The organism is Ruminococcus hominis (assembly GCF_014287355.1).
In the GTDB taxonomy this organism is placed as follows: domain Bacteria; phylum Bacillota; class Clostridia; order Lachnospirales; family Lachnospiraceae; genus Schaedlerella; species Schaedlerella hominis.
This window is the reverse complement of the sequence record NZ_JACOPE010000001.1, coordinates 888,249-904,653: the sequence shown is the minus strand read 5'-3', so window position 1 is coordinate 904,653 and position 16,405 is coordinate 888,249. Positions and strand designations below refer to the sequence as shown.

General features: G+C 38.3%; 15 protein-coding genes. 1 reads left to right on the top strand and 14 read right to left on the bottom strand.

All coding sequences use genetic code 11. The features are described 5' to 3' along the window. Positions 1-74: 74 nt before the first annotated feature. The 3 genes from H8S40_RS03950 to H8S40_RS03940 are packed head-to-tail and all read right to left on the bottom strand — an operon-like array spanning position 75 to position 4,176. Positions 75-1,970: an ABC transporter ATP-binding protein gene (locus tag H8S40_RS03950; RefSeq protein ID WP_186864611.1), complete on the bottom strand. Its 1,896-nt coding sequence runs from the start codon at positions 1,968-1,970 to the stop codon at positions 75-77. Further along, positions 1,970-3,721, bottom strand: a complete 1,752-nt coding sequence (locus tag H8S40_RS03945; protein WP_186864610.1) for an ABC transporter ATP-binding protein — start codon at positions 3,719-3,721, stop codon at positions 1,970-1,972. The genes H8S40_RS03950 and H8S40_RS03945 overlap by 1 nt, the downstream gene beginning before the upstream one ends. Beyond that, the gene (locus H8S40_RS03940) at positions 3,718-4,176 is read right to left on the bottom strand and encodes a MarR family winged helix-turn-helix transcriptional regulator (RefSeq protein ID WP_243238178.1); all 459 of its coding nucleotides are present in this window, start codon (positions 4,174-4,176) and stop codon (positions 3,718-3,720) included. The genes H8S40_RS03945 and H8S40_RS03940 overlap by 4 nt, the downstream gene beginning before the upstream one ends. A gap of 645 nt (positions 4,177-4,821) precedes the next feature. Between H8S40_RS03940 and H8S40_RS16290 the strand changes: the two genes are divergently transcribed. Next, on the top strand, positions 4,822-4,944 hold the full coding sequence (locus H8S40_RS16290; RefSeq protein WP_276312744.1) for a hypothetical protein: 123 nt from the start codon (positions 4,822-4,824) through the stop codon (positions 4,942-4,944). Between the two features lie 385 nt (positions 4,945-5,329). On the opposite strand, the gene H8S40_RS03935 is transcribed toward H8S40_RS16290, so the two are convergent. The 11 genes from H8S40_RS03935 to H8S40_RS03885 all read right to left on the bottom strand — a co-directional run bounded on the left by H8S40_RS03935 (position 5,330) and on the right by H8S40_RS03885 (position 16,403). After that, positions 5,330-6,682, bottom strand: coding sequence for a M20 family metallopeptidase (locus H8S40_RS03935; protein WP_186864609.1), 1,353 nt, complete (start codon positions 6,680-6,682; stop codon positions 5,330-5,332). Positions 6,683-6,800: 118 nt separating this feature from the next. Continuing rightward, positions 6,801-7,406, bottom strand: a complete 606-nt coding sequence (locus H8S40_RS03930) for an SAM-dependent methyltransferase (RefSeq protein ID WP_186864608.1) — start codon at positions 7,404-7,406, stop codon at positions 6,801-6,803. Between the two features lie 136 nt (positions 7,407-7,542). Next, a complete protein-coding gene (locus H8S40_RS03925) occupies positions 7,543-8,586 on the bottom strand; it encodes a DnaJ C-terminal domain-containing protein (RefSeq protein ID WP_186864607.1) in 1,044 nt (347 codons plus the stop codon). Positions 8,587-8,721: 135 nt separating this feature from the next. Then, positions 8,722-9,180: an Hsp20/alpha crystallin family protein gene (locus H8S40_RS03920; protein WP_186864606.1), complete on the bottom strand. Its 459-nt coding sequence runs from the start codon at positions 9,178-9,180 to the stop codon at positions 8,722-8,724. A gap of 202 nt (positions 9,181-9,382) precedes the next feature. Then, on the bottom strand, positions 9,383-11,122 hold the full coding sequence (locus H8S40_RS03915) for an ABC transporter ATP-binding protein (RefSeq protein WP_186864605.1): 1,740 nt from the start codon (positions 11,120-11,122) through the stop codon (positions 9,383-9,385). A gap of 1 nt (position 11,123) precedes the next feature. After that, positions 11,124-12,878: an ABC transporter ATP-binding protein gene (locus H8S40_RS03910; RefSeq protein ID WP_186864604.1), complete on the bottom strand. Its 1,755-nt coding sequence runs from the start codon at positions 12,876-12,878 to the stop codon at positions 11,124-11,126. A gap of 179 nt (positions 12,879-13,057) precedes the next feature. Continuing rightward, positions 13,058-13,687: a TetR/AcrR family transcriptional regulator gene (locus H8S40_RS03905; RefSeq protein ID WP_186864603.1), complete on the bottom strand. Its 630-nt coding sequence runs from the start codon at positions 13,685-13,687 to the stop codon at positions 13,058-13,060. Positions 13,688-13,840: 153 nt separating this feature from the next. Then, positions 13,841-13,948 carry a helix-turn-helix domain-containing protein gene (locus tag H8S40_RS03900; RefSeq protein ID WP_366482222.1) on the bottom strand — a complete coding sequence of 36 codons (108 nt, stop codon included), beginning with the start codon at positions 13,946-13,948 and terminating at the stop codon, positions 13,841-13,843. 223 nt (positions 13,949-14,171) lie between these two features. Next, on the bottom strand, positions 14,172-14,660 hold the full coding sequence (locus H8S40_RS03895; protein WP_186864602.1) for a hypothetical protein: 489 nt from the start codon (positions 14,658-14,660) through the stop codon (positions 14,172-14,174). Positions 14,661-14,677: 17 nt separating this feature from the next. After that, on the bottom strand, positions 14,678-15,442 hold the full coding sequence (locus H8S40_RS03890; RefSeq protein WP_186864601.1) for a hypothetical protein: 765 nt from the start codon (positions 15,440-15,442) through the stop codon (positions 14,678-14,680). Positions 15,443-15,467: 25 nt separating this feature from the next. Next, positions 15,468-16,403: an acyl-CoA thioester hydrolase/BAAT C-terminal domain-containing protein gene (locus H8S40_RS03885; protein WP_186864600.1), complete on the bottom strand. Its 936-nt coding sequence runs from the start codon at positions 16,401-16,403 to the stop codon at positions 15,468-15,470. Positions 16,404-16,405: the final 2 nt, after the last annotated feature.

Sequence of the window (16,405 nt, the reverse complement as noted above, 5' to 3'; positions counted from 1 at the left end):
ACGGAGTCTGAACAGAAATTCATATCCAATGTTTCTTATAGGAACGTATCGCCACCCAGTGAACTAAATAGCCCCTACGCCGAAATCGCATTTCCCGTATACAACTGGTAATACTTCCCTTTCTCTTCAATCAACTGATCATGTGTACCTCTTTCAATAATTCTACCTTGTTCGAGAACCATGATACAATCCGAGTTACGGACTGTTGACAGACGATGTGCAATAACAAATGTTGTACGTCCATGCATCAATCTGTCCATACTTTCCTGAATGATACGCTCTGTACGTGTATCAATTGAACTTGTCGCCTCATCCAAAATCAATACCGGCGGATCTGCCACAGCTGCTCTGGCGATTGCTAAGAGCTGTCTTTGTCCCTGACTTAAGTTTGCTCCATCGCCGGTGATCATTGTATCGTATCCGTCCGGAAGTCTGCGGATGAATCCATCTGCATTTGCAAGTTTTGCTGCTGCAATGATTTCTTCATCTGTGGCATCCAGTTTTCCAAAACGAATATTTTCTTTTACTGTTCCTGTAAATAAATGTGTATCCTGCAATACAATTCCAAGCGAATGACGCAGGTCTGCTTTTTTTATCTTGTTGATGTTGATTCCATCGTATCGGATTTTGCCATCCTGAATATCATAGAAACGGTTAATCAGGTTTGTAATGGTTGTTTTTCCTGCCCCTGTAGAACCAACGAACGCAATCTTCTGCCCCGGCTCCGCATATAATTTCACATCGTGAAGCACAATCTTATCATCATTGTATCCGAAATCTACTCCGTCAAAGACAACATTTCCCTGAAGTTCAATATAATCTACGGAACCATCTGCCTGATGAATATGCTTCCAAGCCCAGCGTCCTGTACGTTTTTCACTCTCTACAAGCTTTCCATTTTCCTCTTTTGCATTTACTAATGTAACGTAACCATCATCTACTTCCACTTTCTCATCCAGCAATGTAAAGATACGTTCCGCACCGGCAAGTGCCATTACAATCGCATTCATCTGCTGGCTGACCTGGTTGATCGGCATGCTAAAGCTCTTATTAAATGTCAGGAAACTTGCAAGTCCTCCCAACGTAAATCCGCCGACACTATTTAATGCAAGTGCTCCTCCGACGATTGCACAGATTACGTAACTGATATTTCCGATTTGTGCATTCATAGGTCCAAGGAAGTTGGCAAATGTATTTGCACGGTCTGCACTTACAAACAAAGCTTCATTTAATTCTTTAAATTCTTTTTTGCTTTCTTCTTCGTGGCAGAATACTTTTACAACCTTCTGACCATTCATCATCTCTTCAATATATCCATTTACTTTACCAAGATTTCTCTGCTGTTCCAGGAAATATTTTCCACTCTGTCCGGCAGATTTCTTTGTTCCCCAAATCATGATTGCAACCATAATAAGTGTCACAATCGTCAATGGAATATTTAAAATCAACATACTGATAAATACACTGATGATTGTAAATCCACTATTGATAATCTGCGGGATACTCTGACTGACCATCTGGCGCAACGTATCAATATCATTTGTATAGATTGACATAATATCGCCATGTGCATGCGTGTCAAAATATTTGATAGGAAGCTTTTCCATATGTTCAAACATTTCATTTCGCATATTCATCATCATACCCTGAGTAACATTTATCATAATACGATTGTATGCATATGTTGCTACAATTCCAATACCATAAAATACTGCAACTCTTGCAATTGCATGTGCGAGTGGCGAAAAATTCGGTGTATCGCTGGATAAAAGAAATGGTGTTATATATTTATCGATTAAATCTCTTGTAAACATCGTTCCTTGTACATTTGCAATAACACCTACAAAAATGAGAATGAATACTGCAATACAATGAAATTTATAATCCCGAAAAATGTAATTCATCAATCGCATGAGTAATTTCCCCGGATTTTTAACTTTATTCTGTGGTTTTCCCATTGCTCTTGGCATTATGCTTCACCTCCATTTTCGTCAAAATCTCCGCCGCCTTGTGTCTGTGATTCATATACCTCGCGATAAATCTCATTTGTCTTGAGTAGTTCTTCATGCGTACCAAATCCATTGATCTGGCCTTCATCCATAACAATGATACGATCTGCATCCTGTACACTGGAGATACGCTGTGCAATGATAAGCTTTGTTGTATCCGGAATTTCCTCTCTAAATGCACGACGTATCTTTGCATCTGTCGCTGTATCGACAGCACTCGTACTGTCATCCAAAATTAATATCTTCGGTTTTTTCAGCAATGCTCTTGCAATACAAAGTCTCTGTTTCTGACCACCGGATACGTTATTTCCACCTTGCTCAATATGTGTATTGTATTTCTGTGGGAAACGCTCGATAAATTCATCGGCACATGCCAATTTACATGCCTGAATACATTCCTCATCCGAAGCCTCTTTATTTCCCCAGCGAAGGTTGTCTAAAATACTTCCGGTAAATAATACATTATTCTGAAGCACAACCGAAACCTGATTTCTCAGTACTTCCAAATCGTATTCTTTTACATTTTTTCCGCCAACCAGAATCTCTCCGTCCGACACGTCGTACAGACGGCTGATCAAATTGACAAGGCTCGTTTTTGCACTGCCGGTTCCTCCGATGATTCCGATTGTTTCACCTGAATGAATATCCAGATTAATATTTTTCAAAACTTTTTCTGCACTGTCTTTTTTGTAAGAAAAATCTACATTTTTAAATTCAATACTTCCATCCGAAACTTCGTAAATCGGATTTTCCGGATTGTGGATATCTGTTGTTTCATTTAACACTTCTGCGATACGGCGCATGCTGGCCATACTCATTGAAATCATAACGAACACCATAGACAACATCATTAAACTCATCAAAATATTCATACAATATGCAAGAAGACTCATCAATTCTCCTGTCGTCAGAGAATCAACTACTATCATTTTTGCTCCAAACCAACTAATCAGAATGATACAGGTATATACCGTAAACATCATGATTGGAGCATTCCACACAACGTTCTTTTCTGCCTTTACAAAAATGTCATAAATATTTTTGCTCGCACGCTGAAATTTGCTTGTCTCCTGCTCTTCTCTTACATATGCTTTTACAACACGAATCGCAGATACATTTTCCTGAACAGATTCATTCAATGCATCGTATTTCGGAAATGCCTGCTGGAAATAAGCTGTTGCATGGCGAATAATGAAAAATAAAATGATTCCCAGAATTATAACAGCAACAAGATAAATACTTGCCAGTCTTACATTGATTGCAAATGCCATGACCATGGCGCAGATCATACTCGCCGGTGCCCTCATCATCATACGCAGAACCATCTGATATGCATTTTGTACGTTTGTCACATCTGTTGTCAGACGCGTAACCAATCCCGCTGTGCTGAAATGATCGATATTTGCAAATGAAAATGTCTGAATATGATCAAACATCGTATTTCTCAAATTCTTTGCAAATCCGGTAGAAGCTTTCGCACCATAACGCCCTCCTGCCATTCCCGCAACCAGACCTAATGCTGCCGCAACGATCATAATTCCACCAACCTTATAAATATGGTTGATGTCTCCGGTATTAACACCTTTATCAATGATCGACGCCATTAAAAATGGAATCAATGTTTCAAACAATACTTCCAGAATCATAAAAATTGGTGTCGCGATCGATGCTGCCTTATACTCTTTTACTTCTTTTAATAAAGTACGAATCATAGATTCTCTCCTTTCATTTTTTCAATATTACAATAAACCTTATTGATTACCTTCATAAATGCCTGGATTTCTTCTTCTGAAATTCCTTCTTCAAGATCTGCATCCATCTTTTGGAAAATCTCTCCAAGTTTTTCATGACTTAACTTTCCCTTTTCTGTCAACATAACTTTCTTTAATCTGGCATCAGTTTCTACCGAAGCACGGTACACCTGCCCTTTCTTTTCCAAAGCCTGAATGATATTTGTCACTCCCGAACGACATATTCCAAAATACTTCTCTATATCTTTCTGATAAATATCCTGCTCCTGATGCTCGTACAGATAACGCAATATCCATCCATGCATCAGTGTAGCCTCATCCAGCCCTTCGTCCTTTACACGCGTCTCTAACAATTTTGATATTGTCCTGTCCATTTTGTGTATTTGATGATTAACATGGATTTGTTCTTCACACAAATGTCTCTCCACCTTTCGTTCATGTTTAATCAATTTATTTGTTCAAAAAAGAACTGTTTATTTTTAAATTGTTCATTGTTGAACTGTTTATCTATAAACAAGTTTATCACAATTATTTTTGTATTGTCAAGAGGGAGTCAAGTTACTTTGGTTCATTAGATTGCTATTTAGTTCATTAAGTGGCAATACGTTCCTTACAAAAAATTGATATAAGAATTCTTGCTCAGATTCCATGAGCGGGAGACACATAAGAGCGTAAATTTTTGCTAAAAGCAAATGAATTTGAACTCAAACTTGCTGCTACGCAGCTTCAAACACGTTCGTTCAAATTCATTAACGCAAAAATTTACGCTCCAAGTGTCTCCAACGCTCACTCCATATTCGCTCGAATTTCTTATATCAATTTTTTTGTAAGTAATGTATTGGCTCAAGTTGTGAAGTAAATAGAACTCAAAGGATATCGAGCGACGATATCTGCGATAGAGGATTGAAGATGCAAAATTTTGATGGGAGCATCCGCAAAGCATTGAAAGAGCAAGTTGCGGATGCGTAATTTTACTGGGGAGCATCTTCACGTTATCGAAAATGTGAGATGTAGATGCAAAATTTGCAAAGGAAGTATCTTTAAATCCCAGAAAAGGCAAGATGCAGATGCAATTGTACATGACAGGCAGGATTAAAAGTATCTGCAAGTTCAAAGAAAAGCAAGTTGCAGATACATTGATTCCAAAAAGAGCATCTGCAACAATGAATATCAAAGCCTTGTAGATACATCGGTCTAAAAAAGAGCATCTGCAATAACGAATATCAAGGGCTTGCAGATACAACAGTTACAAAAAAAATCATCTACCTGTTTCTATTACGGTACACCACAGAGCACTGCTCTTTAATTCATTTGATTTGCGATAAAGTACAGAGAAAAAATATTGGATATGAATTTCTGTGAATACAAAGGAAGCGATTGGAAATACTAAAAGGCCAGAATTTTACGTTAGAGCTTAGAAACTTGCTGTTTGAGGGCACAGCTCGAATTGCTGGTTTCTAAGCTCTGCTTTTAGTAATAATTCTGACCTTTATGTATTTCCCGCTCATGGAATCTGAGCAAGAATTCTTATATCAATTTTTTGTAAGGAACGTATTGCCACCTAATGAACTAAATAGCAAGCAAATTCTTAATTGCCTCCATATAAATCAGCACAGTTTCCTCCATCTCAGAAACAAGAATAAATTCATCCGCACCATGAATACGATAATCCATACCAACCTTCTCCGGTCCAAATGCAATTATATTTTTTAATGATTTTGCATAAGTTCCACCGCCGATTACCATTGGTTCATTCTCTGTATCTCCAGTCACATCTACATATGCTTTATATAAAGCATTTACAAGTGGTGATTCTCTTGGATAAAATAATGGATCTCCGATTTCTAATATCTCAATACGTCCATTTTCGTCTTCTAATTTGTCTTCGCACATTTTACGGACATCTTCTGCCTTCAATGTCACCGGTACTCGGATATCAATTGTGCATGAAATAACACCATCTTCTGTCTTAACTATTCCATTACAAAATGTCAAATCACCATACTGATCTGCTATTTTCAGTCCTACACCTGCGCCATCACATGCAGTACCGATATGTGTATTATAGAATTTTACAAAATCATCTTCAAAACCTGCTTTTTCAAGACACTCACATGTCACGCCTGCTGCATTTACCCCAAGAGTTGGGGTACTTGCATGTGCCGGTACTCCTTTTGCATAAATGCTGATTTCTCCATTTTCTTCTGTCAATTTATATTCCTGGAGTTTTGTTTCAGCAAATGTTTTCTCAAGTTTTTCTTTCAGACCGGCTTCACTTGGAATCACTGTTGTGCATGTATCACATACAGCATTTGAAACAAATCCACCATTCATGGAAATGATTTTTGTATTTTTAGAATACGCCATCATAGCCATGTGTCCTTTTTCACCATGGATACATGGATAGCTTGCATCCGGAGTAAATCCACAGGATAATTCTTCTGCGACCTCATTATAGTGCTCCATACATTTTGATCCATTTTCTTCATTACATCCCATAATGAGACGGACACGTTTATTCATTTTAATTCCAGAATCACGCAACAATTTCATTGCATAAAGTGCCTCTATAACCGGACCTTTGTCATCTGTTGTTCCACGTCCATATACATAATCTCCATCTCTTGTAAGCTTAAATGGATCATAATTCCAGTCTCCACCTACCGGAACAATATCAAGATGTCCTGCGATTCCGATGATTTCTTCGCCCTCTCCCATCTCTGCATATCCACAATAATTGTCCAGATTTACTGTTTTAAATCCAAGCTCTTCCGCAATCTTAAGCCCTTCTTCCAGAGCTTTTGCAGGTCCCTCGCCAAATGGTTTTCCTTCCTCTGGTGTCCCCAGCTGAGAATCAATTGCTACCAATCTCCCCATATTTTCCAACATTTCTTCTGTCAATGCATGAATTTTTTCTTTCATTTCTCTATTCCTTTCTACTTGTATTTTCCCCTTTGAATTGCAAATATTTTTTATTATAACAAATATCCACATGCTTTACAATTTCCGGCAACATTTTCAACACAAATCCATTATTTTTCTACTCATTTCCTATCTCGAAAATCATAATTCGTTCACGTTTATTGTTTCCTTCAAACAAATCCATACACTCGATCTCGTCAACAAATGTCAATTCATCTACCGTCATCAGATACGCAATATACTCATCTGACGGATAGTAGAAAAACAACAACATTTGTCTTGGTTCTGCATAATATGATTGAATAATTCGAGCTATTACATTTCTCAATATTTCTATTGAAAATGGATTGAAGAAAAACATCCTGTCTTCTTGTTTTTCTAATGAATATGTTTCTGCTTTTTGAAGTAAAAATTCGGTTCTTGAGCCGGAAACGGCAGTGTCTTGATTATTGCAGGCATCTTTGTAAATCCGTTCATCATATTCTATTCCGACACTTTTACATCTTGTCTGATAAGATAAGAAAAAATCAACCCTGCCCTTTCCACAACCATAATCGATCACGCAATTATTTTTCTTGATATACCCGCTGTTTGCCAGTCTCTCAAGTACACAATATGGCGTAGGTTCATACGGATAGCAATGTTGGTCTGCTTTTGTATCATCTCTGCCACTTGTTTTTATTTTTAACAATTTATCCCAATTATACTCATTTATATTCGACATTTTTATTTATTTCCTTTGTGTAAAATGGAAAGGCTTTTGTATAAAGTAAAAAAAGACCTTACACGCTCTGCCTTTATCGTAAATATTATAGCATAGTGTAAAGTCTCTTTCTATTATCCGCGTGTACTATTTTTTATCACGCACACGCTCTCTGATATTCTTTTAATTTTTCTTTTGCTTCTTGATTCAAATATTTCGGCACTTGAATTTCCACTGTGACATACTGATCTCCATGCACGGATGCATTTTTCATGGAAACAATTCCTTTTCCTCTTAATCGAATCTTGCTTCCTGACTGTGTTCCTTCTTTAATCTTGCACATCACATCGCCATACAACGTGTGTACTCTTGCTTCGCCTCCGAATACTGCTGTTGTATATGGAATTTGTATCGTTGTATAAACATCCAAACCTTTTCGTTCATATCCCGGTTTATTGGCAACTGTCACTTTCAAGAACAAATCTCCGGCTTCGCCGCCCTGAAATCCCGGCTGTCCTTTTCCTCGAAGCCGTACACTTTTTCCGGTATCAATACCGGCCGGAATGTGTACTTTTAACGACTGACTGCTTCCATTTGATGGATTTTGTAATGTAATTATCTTATCACAGCCAAATGCTGCCTCATCAAATCCTACTGTTACATCTGCGTGGATATCAGAACCTTTTTGTGGTGCATTTTGATAATATTGCCCGCCAAAGCCTTTGCTTCCGCCACTTCCAAAGCCTTTGAAACCACCGGTACTTCCGCTTCTAAAACTGCCAAAACCTTTGCCGCTTTCATCACCATGGAAGATATTTCCAAACATATCATCAAAAATGTCTCCCATGTCACTGCTGTTGAAATGATATTCGTGATAAGCGCCATTCGCATCTTGATATGCTCCGCTGTAAGAGCCGCCAAAACCAGAACCATAATTTCCTGCATTACCTTGATATGCTCCATTTGGTGTACTTCCGTCAAATGCTGCATGACCAAACTGATCATACATTTTTTTCTTTTCTTCGTCACTTAATACATTGTACGCTTCTGTAACTTCTTTGAATTTCTGTTCTGCTTCTTTATTTCCCGCATTCGTATCAGGATGATATTTTTTTGCAAGCTTCCTATAAGCTTTCTTGATCTCTGAGGCACTTGCACTTCTACTAACCCCTAATACATCATAATAATCCCTCTTTGCCATTCATATCACCTCCTGATATTTTTTCAAAGCATTGCCTTAACAGCATCTATCAACTTATTTCAAATCAACAACACATAAAATTTTCCTCTTATTTAGAAAAAGCTCCCCAGGACTTCCCAGGGAGCTCTTTTTATCCTATCCCTCAATGGTTACAAAGTGGTTTGCTTCCACTTCTTTCTTCTCCTCTTTCTTCGGGATATCGAGTGTCAAAATACCATTCTCAAATTTTCCATGAATATCATTCTCTGTAACATCTTTACCTACATAGAATGTACGGCTTGTGCTTCCTGAATAACGTTCCTGTCTGAGGTATTTTCCTTTTTTCTCTTTCTCGTCTTTTTCAAGACCTTTCTCTGCGCTGATAGTCAAATAACCATCTTTCAATTCTACCTGAATCTGATCTTTCTTGAATCCCGGTAAATCTACTACCAATTCATATCCATCATCATGTTCTTTAATATCTGTTTTCATTACATGTGCTGCATGTTTTCCATACAACTTTTTCTCTACATCCGGGAATGAAAAATTCATCCAGTTATCCCAATCGTTCCAATCATTTAAAAAACTTTCTCCAAAAATACTAGGTCTTAACATAAGTCATCTCTCCTTTTTTTGAATCCATATATGTTAGCACTTTTGATTTGCAAAAGTGTTGTATTCTTGAACTTTCGGATCTGAGGCTTTCTCTTTTATTTCCCTCTTCCTTTGTTCTAGTTGTACTATAGCACCTGTTATTAGCACTGTCAAGAGTTGAGTGCTAATTATTTTGTGAAGATTTTGTGAACGCCTTGATTTCTCAGTGCACCAGTTTCCAACTTACCGCCTGCTGCCTTGCATCCACAAATCTCTTATAAATACCTTCCTGCTTCATTAGTTGCTCATGTATTCCCTGCTGCACAATTCGTCCTTTGTCAACAACCACAATCTGGTCTGCATGTCTAACTGTTTTTAATCTGTGGGCAATCATAATAATCGTTTTTTCCTTTGTAAGTGCATCTACTGCATCCATCAGCTCCTTTTCATTCTCCGGATCAACATTTGCCGTTGCTTCATCCAATATGACGATTGGCGCATCCTTCATAATCGCTCTGGCTATCGAAATACGCTGCTTCTCACCACCGGAAAGTGTGGCTCCTCCTTCTCCGATCACTGTGTCATATCCATTCGGAAGTTTGCTGATGAAATCATGACAACATGCTTTCTTCGCCGCTTCCACCACTTCCTCATGACTTGCATCCTGGCGTCCGAATTTAATATTATTCTCAATGGTGTCTGCAAACAAATACACCGACTGAAACACAAATGAGAAATTACTCATCAGACTGTTCATGCTGTAGTCTTTTACATTCACACCTCCAAGTGTCACTTCCCCGGAATCCACATCCCAGAACCTGGCAATCAGATTGCAAAGTGTTGATTTTCCTCCACCAGATGGTCCAACGATTGCTGTCGTCGTTTTCTGCGGAATAGAGAGCGATATATCATCAATGATCTTCCGTTTGTCATAAGAAAACGAAACATTAGAAAGTCTGATATCGTAATTTTCCGGCTGAATCTCTTTGCCGTCGATATCCATGGTATCCAGCTCCAATATTGCATTTGCTTTATCTACACATACACTTACCACATGTAAAAGAGATGAATAATTTCCTGCACATTCCAGACTGGCATAAAGCATAAATGCTGAAATTGTCATACCGATCGCATAGACCGCACTCATAGTTCCATTAATATAAAAATATGCACTGCAAGCCACGATCACAGCACCTGTAATTTTTGTTATCACACTTTGCAGAAAATGATAGGGCACAAACAGCATTTCCATCTTTGTATTGATCTTTTCACATGCTTCATTTGCATCATTTAATCTTTTCGCCTGTTTCCCAAGCAAGTTATATGATTTAACTTCTGATATTCCCTGCAGATACTCCATGATCTGGTTTACAAGCTCCGTATCGCATACCACTTTTTGCTCTGAATCTTTTTTACCCGCATTCTGCATCACAGAATTGACCCCAAAGAAAATAAGTACTCCTGCTGCAGCTATCAGTCCGATTCTCCAGTCAAAAATAAACAGCATAAGAATGATCATTGATGTTTCCAGAATTCCCTGCATTGTCAGCATAACCACTCTCGCAGCCACATCGCCAAGTATTTCCATTGTATTGGTTGTAATGGAAGAAATTTCCCCGATACTATTGGAATTGAAATACCCCATCGGCAGATATCGCAGATGTTCTGCAATCTTGATTCTCATAAAAGCACTTGCATTATATCCTCCCTCTGTCTGAAGCACTGTAGAGTATCTCTTGCAGATTACATCGACTACAATTGCAAGAACCATAATCGCAACGGAGCCTCCAATATATTTTCCTGTCGGTTTCTCACTCAGCAGACCAATCAGTATGTACATAATAGCCGGAATCTTCATTGCTGAGGCAAGATCCTCTATGAGTCCGATCACTATCGACAGTTTAAATTTATTGCCATTTTCTCTGCCTGAAAAACGAAAGAATTTTGCCAGAATCCCAAACATATCATTCTCCCTCCTTCACCGTATCTTTTACAGAAATATGGGCATTCCACATTTCCTTATAAAGCGGGCATGACACCAGAAGTTCCTCATGTGTGCCATGTGCTGTTACATTTCCATCATTTACAACAAAGAGCTGGTCACTGTCCTTAACAGTAGAAAGTCTGTGTGCTATTACGATCAGGGTCTTCCCTGCTACCAGTTTTGCGATAGAATTCTGCAGAATTGCCTCATTTTCCGGATCTGTGTAGGCAGTTGCCTCATCAAGGATCACGATCGGAGCATCCTTTAACATTGCTCTTGCAATGGAGATACGCTGCCTCTCGCCACCTGACAGATGTCCTCCTGCACCTCCTACAACCGTATCAAATCCATTCTCCAACTGCATGATAAATTCATAGCATCCACTTTTCTTTGTCACCTCGATGATCTGTTCATCTGTAGCATCCGGATTTCCTTGTCTAATATTTTCACGGACTGTTTCATTAAACAGATAATTGTCCTGTGCAACATATGCAATTTTCCGATTAAAATCTGCAAATGCCAGTTCTTTGACATCAACTCCACCGATTTTGATGCTTCCGGAATCCACATCCCATAGGGACGCAATCAGCTTTGCGATGGTCGACTTGCCGCTTCCGGAAGGTCCTACGATTGCATTTACCGTTCCTGCTTTCAGCTCCATAGTTACTCCGTGCAGGATTTCTTTGTCGTGATAACCAAATCTGACATCTTCAAGAGTAACGGAGTTGTCTTTTGGAACACTTTTACTTTTCTCTGGACGTTCAAGCTCCGGCTGTTCCAGAATTCCTGCCACTTCACCAACAATCACTCCGATCTTGCCAAGATCATCTGTATAGGAACCCACTGTGATCAACGGTCCAACGATTCCAAGTGATAAAATAATACAGATGACAAAATTTGAAATCGCAAGTGTTCCATTGGCTACATAATGTGCCCCAAACGGCAATACCGTAAGAAGCGTATAAGGTGTGACCACCATCATCAGTCCATGAAAGATCGAGCACCGTTTCATCCAGGAAATAAAGGAATCTGCATATTCAAAAGCCGCCTTTGTAAATTTTGCATAAGAACTTTCTGTCTTTCCAAATGCCTTGATCACTTCGATTCCGTCAATATATTCCACTGCCGCATCATTCAGATCTTTTGTTGTCTGAACCGTTCTCTCGAAGCTTGGTTTATAATCCATCATCATTCCAAAATAGGAAAGAAATCCCACTATAACCGGCACCAATGACCAAAGTGCCAGTCTCCAGTCTGTCAGGAAGAAATAAATCAAAATCACAATCGGTGCCAGCAGATTGGACGTGAATTCCGGGACAATATGCGCCAGTGTTGTCTCGATACTGTCGATTCTTTCCACCATAATATTTTTAAATGTACCGGAAGGTGTGTCTTTCACATAGCCAAGAGGTACCCGCGCCAGCTTGTCACAGCAAGATTTTCTTATATTTGCAAGTACTGCAAACGTTGCTTTATGTGACAATGCTGTCGAAAGTGAATGAAGCAGTTCTGCAATGATAAACGATAATGCAATCAGAACCGCTTTTGCAAGATATATTTCAAACTCCTTTTCACCATTTAAAAACAGCTTTACTACATCTGCAATAATAAAATACGGCAAAATCTTAAAAATCACATTTCCTATTGCAAGTAACACACTCCACACATAGGCAATTCTTTTTTGTCCGGCCCACGTCAGGATCCAGCTGACTGCCGACTTCTTTTTTTCTTTCACATCTTTTCACTCCTTACGTTCGTTTTATTGTTTTACCTTCTGTTAGTTTGCGCTAACCAACATATAATAAAATAGGTGGTCTACTGGCATCAACCACCTGATATTATTATCCTGTCTGAACTTTATTCAGAAATCCAAAACCTGCAACACATACAATCTATTCCGGATTCTTACATCAGTTATACCGGAAACTCAATATTCCACAATCGCTCCCAGCCACCTGTATTAAATTCTTTCAGTTGATCTACATTTTTCTTTGCAGTCTCTCTATCTATATCATGCTCAATAATCTGAAATACTGATGAAAAAAATCCCGTATAGATCATATGCATAAGGCTTTCCTCTACAATCGGTATTTTCACACCGTTCTCTTTCATCTTTTCCATATAATTCAAGCTGGACTTCATTTCCCGCTCTACCATATTGTGTATGAATAGTTCAAATTTTCCACTGTCTCCGCATTTCAACAATAATCTAAAATTATCATAATGATCATAGATATAATCAACCATCTGTTCCATCCCATCACTGGATGTATCCGACATATTCCTTGTCTGGTCACTGGCTGAAAGCTTTTCAAACGCCTCAACAATCTGATCATAAATCTGATAAATATGTTCCATATAGGGATCTGTCAGTGCATCAAAAAGTGCCTCTTTCGTCGGATAATATTTGTAAAATGCGCCAGTAGTAAGCCCTGCATCTTTTACAATATTTCTTAAAGATGCTCCTGTCAAACCCTCTTTCAGGAAATGTTTTCTGGCTGTATCTAATATGTTTTTCTGTGTATCTTCTGCTTTCGTCGACATTCTTTTCGTATCCTCTAAACTTCTTTTTAAAATATAACAGTACTATATAACACTGTTATATTTTAACTCATTACAGGAATTTGTCAAGTCTACTGTTTAGATTTTTTATTTTTCCTTGTATTCAGTTTCCACTTAGCAGATACTGGTCCTATGTCAAGACCAGCGAAATTCTTTCTTCTTTAAAAGATTATAGACTGTCGGTCTGCTGACTCCCAATATCTCCTGTAATTCCTGAACTGTATAACATCTTTTTTCTGACATATCTTCATCCTCTTTTCTATAAAATATGCAGGAAAAATAATTCCTTCATATATCGAAAGGGACAGCACATGTTTAACAGCGGTCAAAAATACTTTTTTTGCATTACTTTTTCCAAATCAAAAAAGAGCATACGGATTTCTCCATACACTCTATAAAAAGTTCATAATTAAATACACCTCTGTCTCTACAACAAAATATTTTTACTTAATGAAACTGAAATTTATCATATTTTACCAAGTAATTCCACAATCCCTGCTACTACAAATGCAACCACCAAATACAGTACAGTAGCCGCCCCTCGTTTTACCAACACAGTCTTCCAAGGCTTTACATACGGAATTCCTTCCATACCATCTATATGCCAGATTCTGCTGTGCGCCACCCATAATCTGTCAATCACAATACCATCAAACCAGTTCATGACCACAAGAAAAAGACAGGCTTGAAGATATGCCGTTTTAAAATCCATAACATGATTCCAAACAGAAATAATCAAGATCAGAGCCACAAATATAATAATACAAAATGGTATCATAAACCACTTTGACCTTTTCATCACAGTTTCTTTATCAGCAATTCCACGTTTCTGTGCTTCTTCTACATATTCTTTTGGATAAAAATATAAACAGTTACGCCCGTCGTTCCTCACTGCACATTTTATCAGGGATGCATACAGCAGACAGTACAATACATTTTGCAACAATAATAACATTTTTCTGATACCTTCTTTCAAAATACCAATTCAGGTAATCTATCTGTCTCAATAATTTTTTTGAGCATTCTGGCAAATCCTTCCGGATTTTGGATTTGATACTGCATATGGTTAAATCCCTCAAAAACGGGAAAGTTACCGTGTATATAGGTCTGCATCACTGCATTTCTATATTTAAAATGTTCTTCTATACTTCCAAATTCCCAAAATGTATGTTTCTGCAATTCTTCTGACAGTTCTGGAAATGGTTTATCTTCCAAGCTGTCTGCCAGCTGTCTTCTCAGATTCCCATATGTCAAGTTCTTCCCTGCCTCTATAAAATAGGGTTTAATTTTGTCATCGTCACACCACATGATTCTCTTTAGTGTCTTTCCTTTTGACCAATATAAACTTTTCATTGCTATATATAAGAACGGGACCATGATTCTGCGAGTTGCTTTTCCAATCTGGGCAAACTGTCCGCCATCAAAAAAAACATGCTTTACCGTTATTTTTGTCTCTGTCAGGAATGCCATGGCAAGATCTGCACCAATCGAAGATGCAACTGCAAGTTCTATCTCTTTGATTCCATGATTTTCCAGAAATCGTACAATTTGCTGTATTTCATCTCTTTTACTTTGATATCTCTGCCCAGAGCAATACACGGTTGATGTTGGCATAATACAGTAATATTTTTCTTTCATTTTCTCTGCAACCGGCATACTACTTTCCCCAATTACTCCCATTGCATGGAAAAACAAGATGACTGGATTTGATTTATTTCCTATTGTTTTAAATACCATACTTATACCTTCTATCTATTTTAATCTATCTTTCTGTACTCTTCCATTCAGCAACAGCATTTCTCACCCGCTGGTCAATATCCAGCCGTGCTCTCTGGCATTCTTTCGGATACTTTCTTGCCGCCTGAAATGCCAGTTTCATAAAGATTCCAGAACCAATTGGCAGCATCGTCTTTAACATACTCTCCGGAAATACGAAATGGGTCGCATGCTCGTAAATAACAGACTCCAACCTGCATGTGTGGGGACGATCTTTCATACGCAGCTCCATACGGCGTATATATTTTGCAGTATCCCACAACACATCATCTTCAGCGCCAATCAGCAATAATGTTCCATGAATTTTTTCAATCTTGATCATTTCTTCTTCTGTAATTGGATGAGCTGTTTCTGAGTCATCAAACAATTTTCTCGAATTAATCATATCACCGGTCCGTTTTGTTTCTTTCTCAATCACGTGCCAATAGTCCGGATGTTTATAACAAAACGGCATATACGGAAGCGGTTCACCTTTATAAGAGAAAAGTGATTCTCCCTCAATCGGCCATTCCTTACAGCCATCTTTTTTCCCCTGCATAAACCCCTGCCAGATAAAATCACTCGGTGTCAGACCTATTGTCAATGTAAGATCTTCAAAATAAGAAGCGGCAGTTAAAGCAAGTGTTCCTGTAGTAGATGCCCCGACAATTCCTATCTTCCGATTACCATGTGTTTTTAACCAACTGATTGCTTTTTCTATACGTTCCAGCGGATAATTATGATGTCCATAATCCTTTTTTGCCGGAGACATTGTCATCACATTCACACCAAGTTTATGTAACCATTTTACGGATGTTCGTGCCAGATAATCTTCCGAGTCATCTCCGATCATTGCAATCATTGCACAGTCTGAGTCGGTTTTACATTTCCAATATGCACCATAAAATCCATCTGTTTCCATTTCAAAATGTCTTTTCTGCATCT

What these genes read in the sequence shown, in the direction of transcription:
- H8S40_RS03920 (WP_186864606.1), bottom strand. Translation starts at nt 9,180, where the DNA reads ATGTTAAGACCTAGTATTTTTGGAGAAAGTTTTTTAAATGATTGGAAC.
- H8S40_RS03900 (WP_366482222.1), bottom strand. Translation starts at nt 13,948, where the DNA reads ATGTCAGAAAAAAGATGTTATACAGTTCAGGAATTACAGGAGATATTG.
- H8S40_RS03895 (WP_186864602.1), bottom strand. Translation starts at nt 14,660, where the DNA reads ATGTTATTATTGTTGCAAAATGTATTGTACTGTCTGCTGTATGCATCC.
- H8S40_RS03950 (WP_186864611.1), bottom strand. Translation starts at nt 1,970, where the DNA reads ATGCCAAGAGCAATGGGAAAACCACAGAATAAAGTTAAAAATCCGGGG.
- H8S40_RS03890 (WP_186864601.1), bottom strand. Translation starts at nt 15,442, where the DNA reads ATGGTATTTAAAACAATAGGAAATAAATCAAATCCAGTCATCTTGTTT.
- H8S40_RS16290 (WP_276312744.1), top strand. Translation starts at nt 4,822, where the DNA reads ATGCAGATGCAATTGTACATGACAGGCAGGATTAAAAGTATCTGCAAG.
- H8S40_RS03915 (WP_186864605.1), bottom strand. Translation starts at nt 11,122, where the DNA reads ATGTTTGGGATTCTGGCAAAATTCTTTCGTTTTTCAGGCAGAGAAAAT.
- H8S40_RS03930 (WP_186864608.1), bottom strand. Translation starts at nt 7,406, where the DNA reads ATGTCGAATATAAATGAGTATAATTGGGATAAATTGTTAAAAATAAAA.
- H8S40_RS03925 (WP_186864607.1), bottom strand. Translation starts at nt 8,586, where the DNA reads ATGGCAAAGAGGGATTATTATGATGTATTAGGGGTTAGTAGAAGTGCA.
- H8S40_RS03885 (WP_186864600.1), bottom strand. Translation starts at nt 16,403, where the DNA reads ATGCAGAAAAGACATTTTGAAATGGAAACAGATGGATTTTATGGTGCA.
- H8S40_RS03935 (WP_186864609.1), bottom strand. Translation starts at nt 6,682, where the DNA reads ATGAAAGAAAAAATTCATGCATTGACAGAAGAAATGTTGGAAAATATG.
- H8S40_RS03905 (WP_186864603.1), bottom strand. Translation starts at nt 13,687, where the DNA reads ATGTCGACGAAAGCAGAAGATACACAGAAAAACATATTAGATACAGCC.
- H8S40_RS03945 (WP_186864610.1), bottom strand. Translation starts at nt 3,721, where the DNA reads ATGATTCGTACTTTATTAAAAGAAGTAAAAGAGTATAAGGCAGCATCG.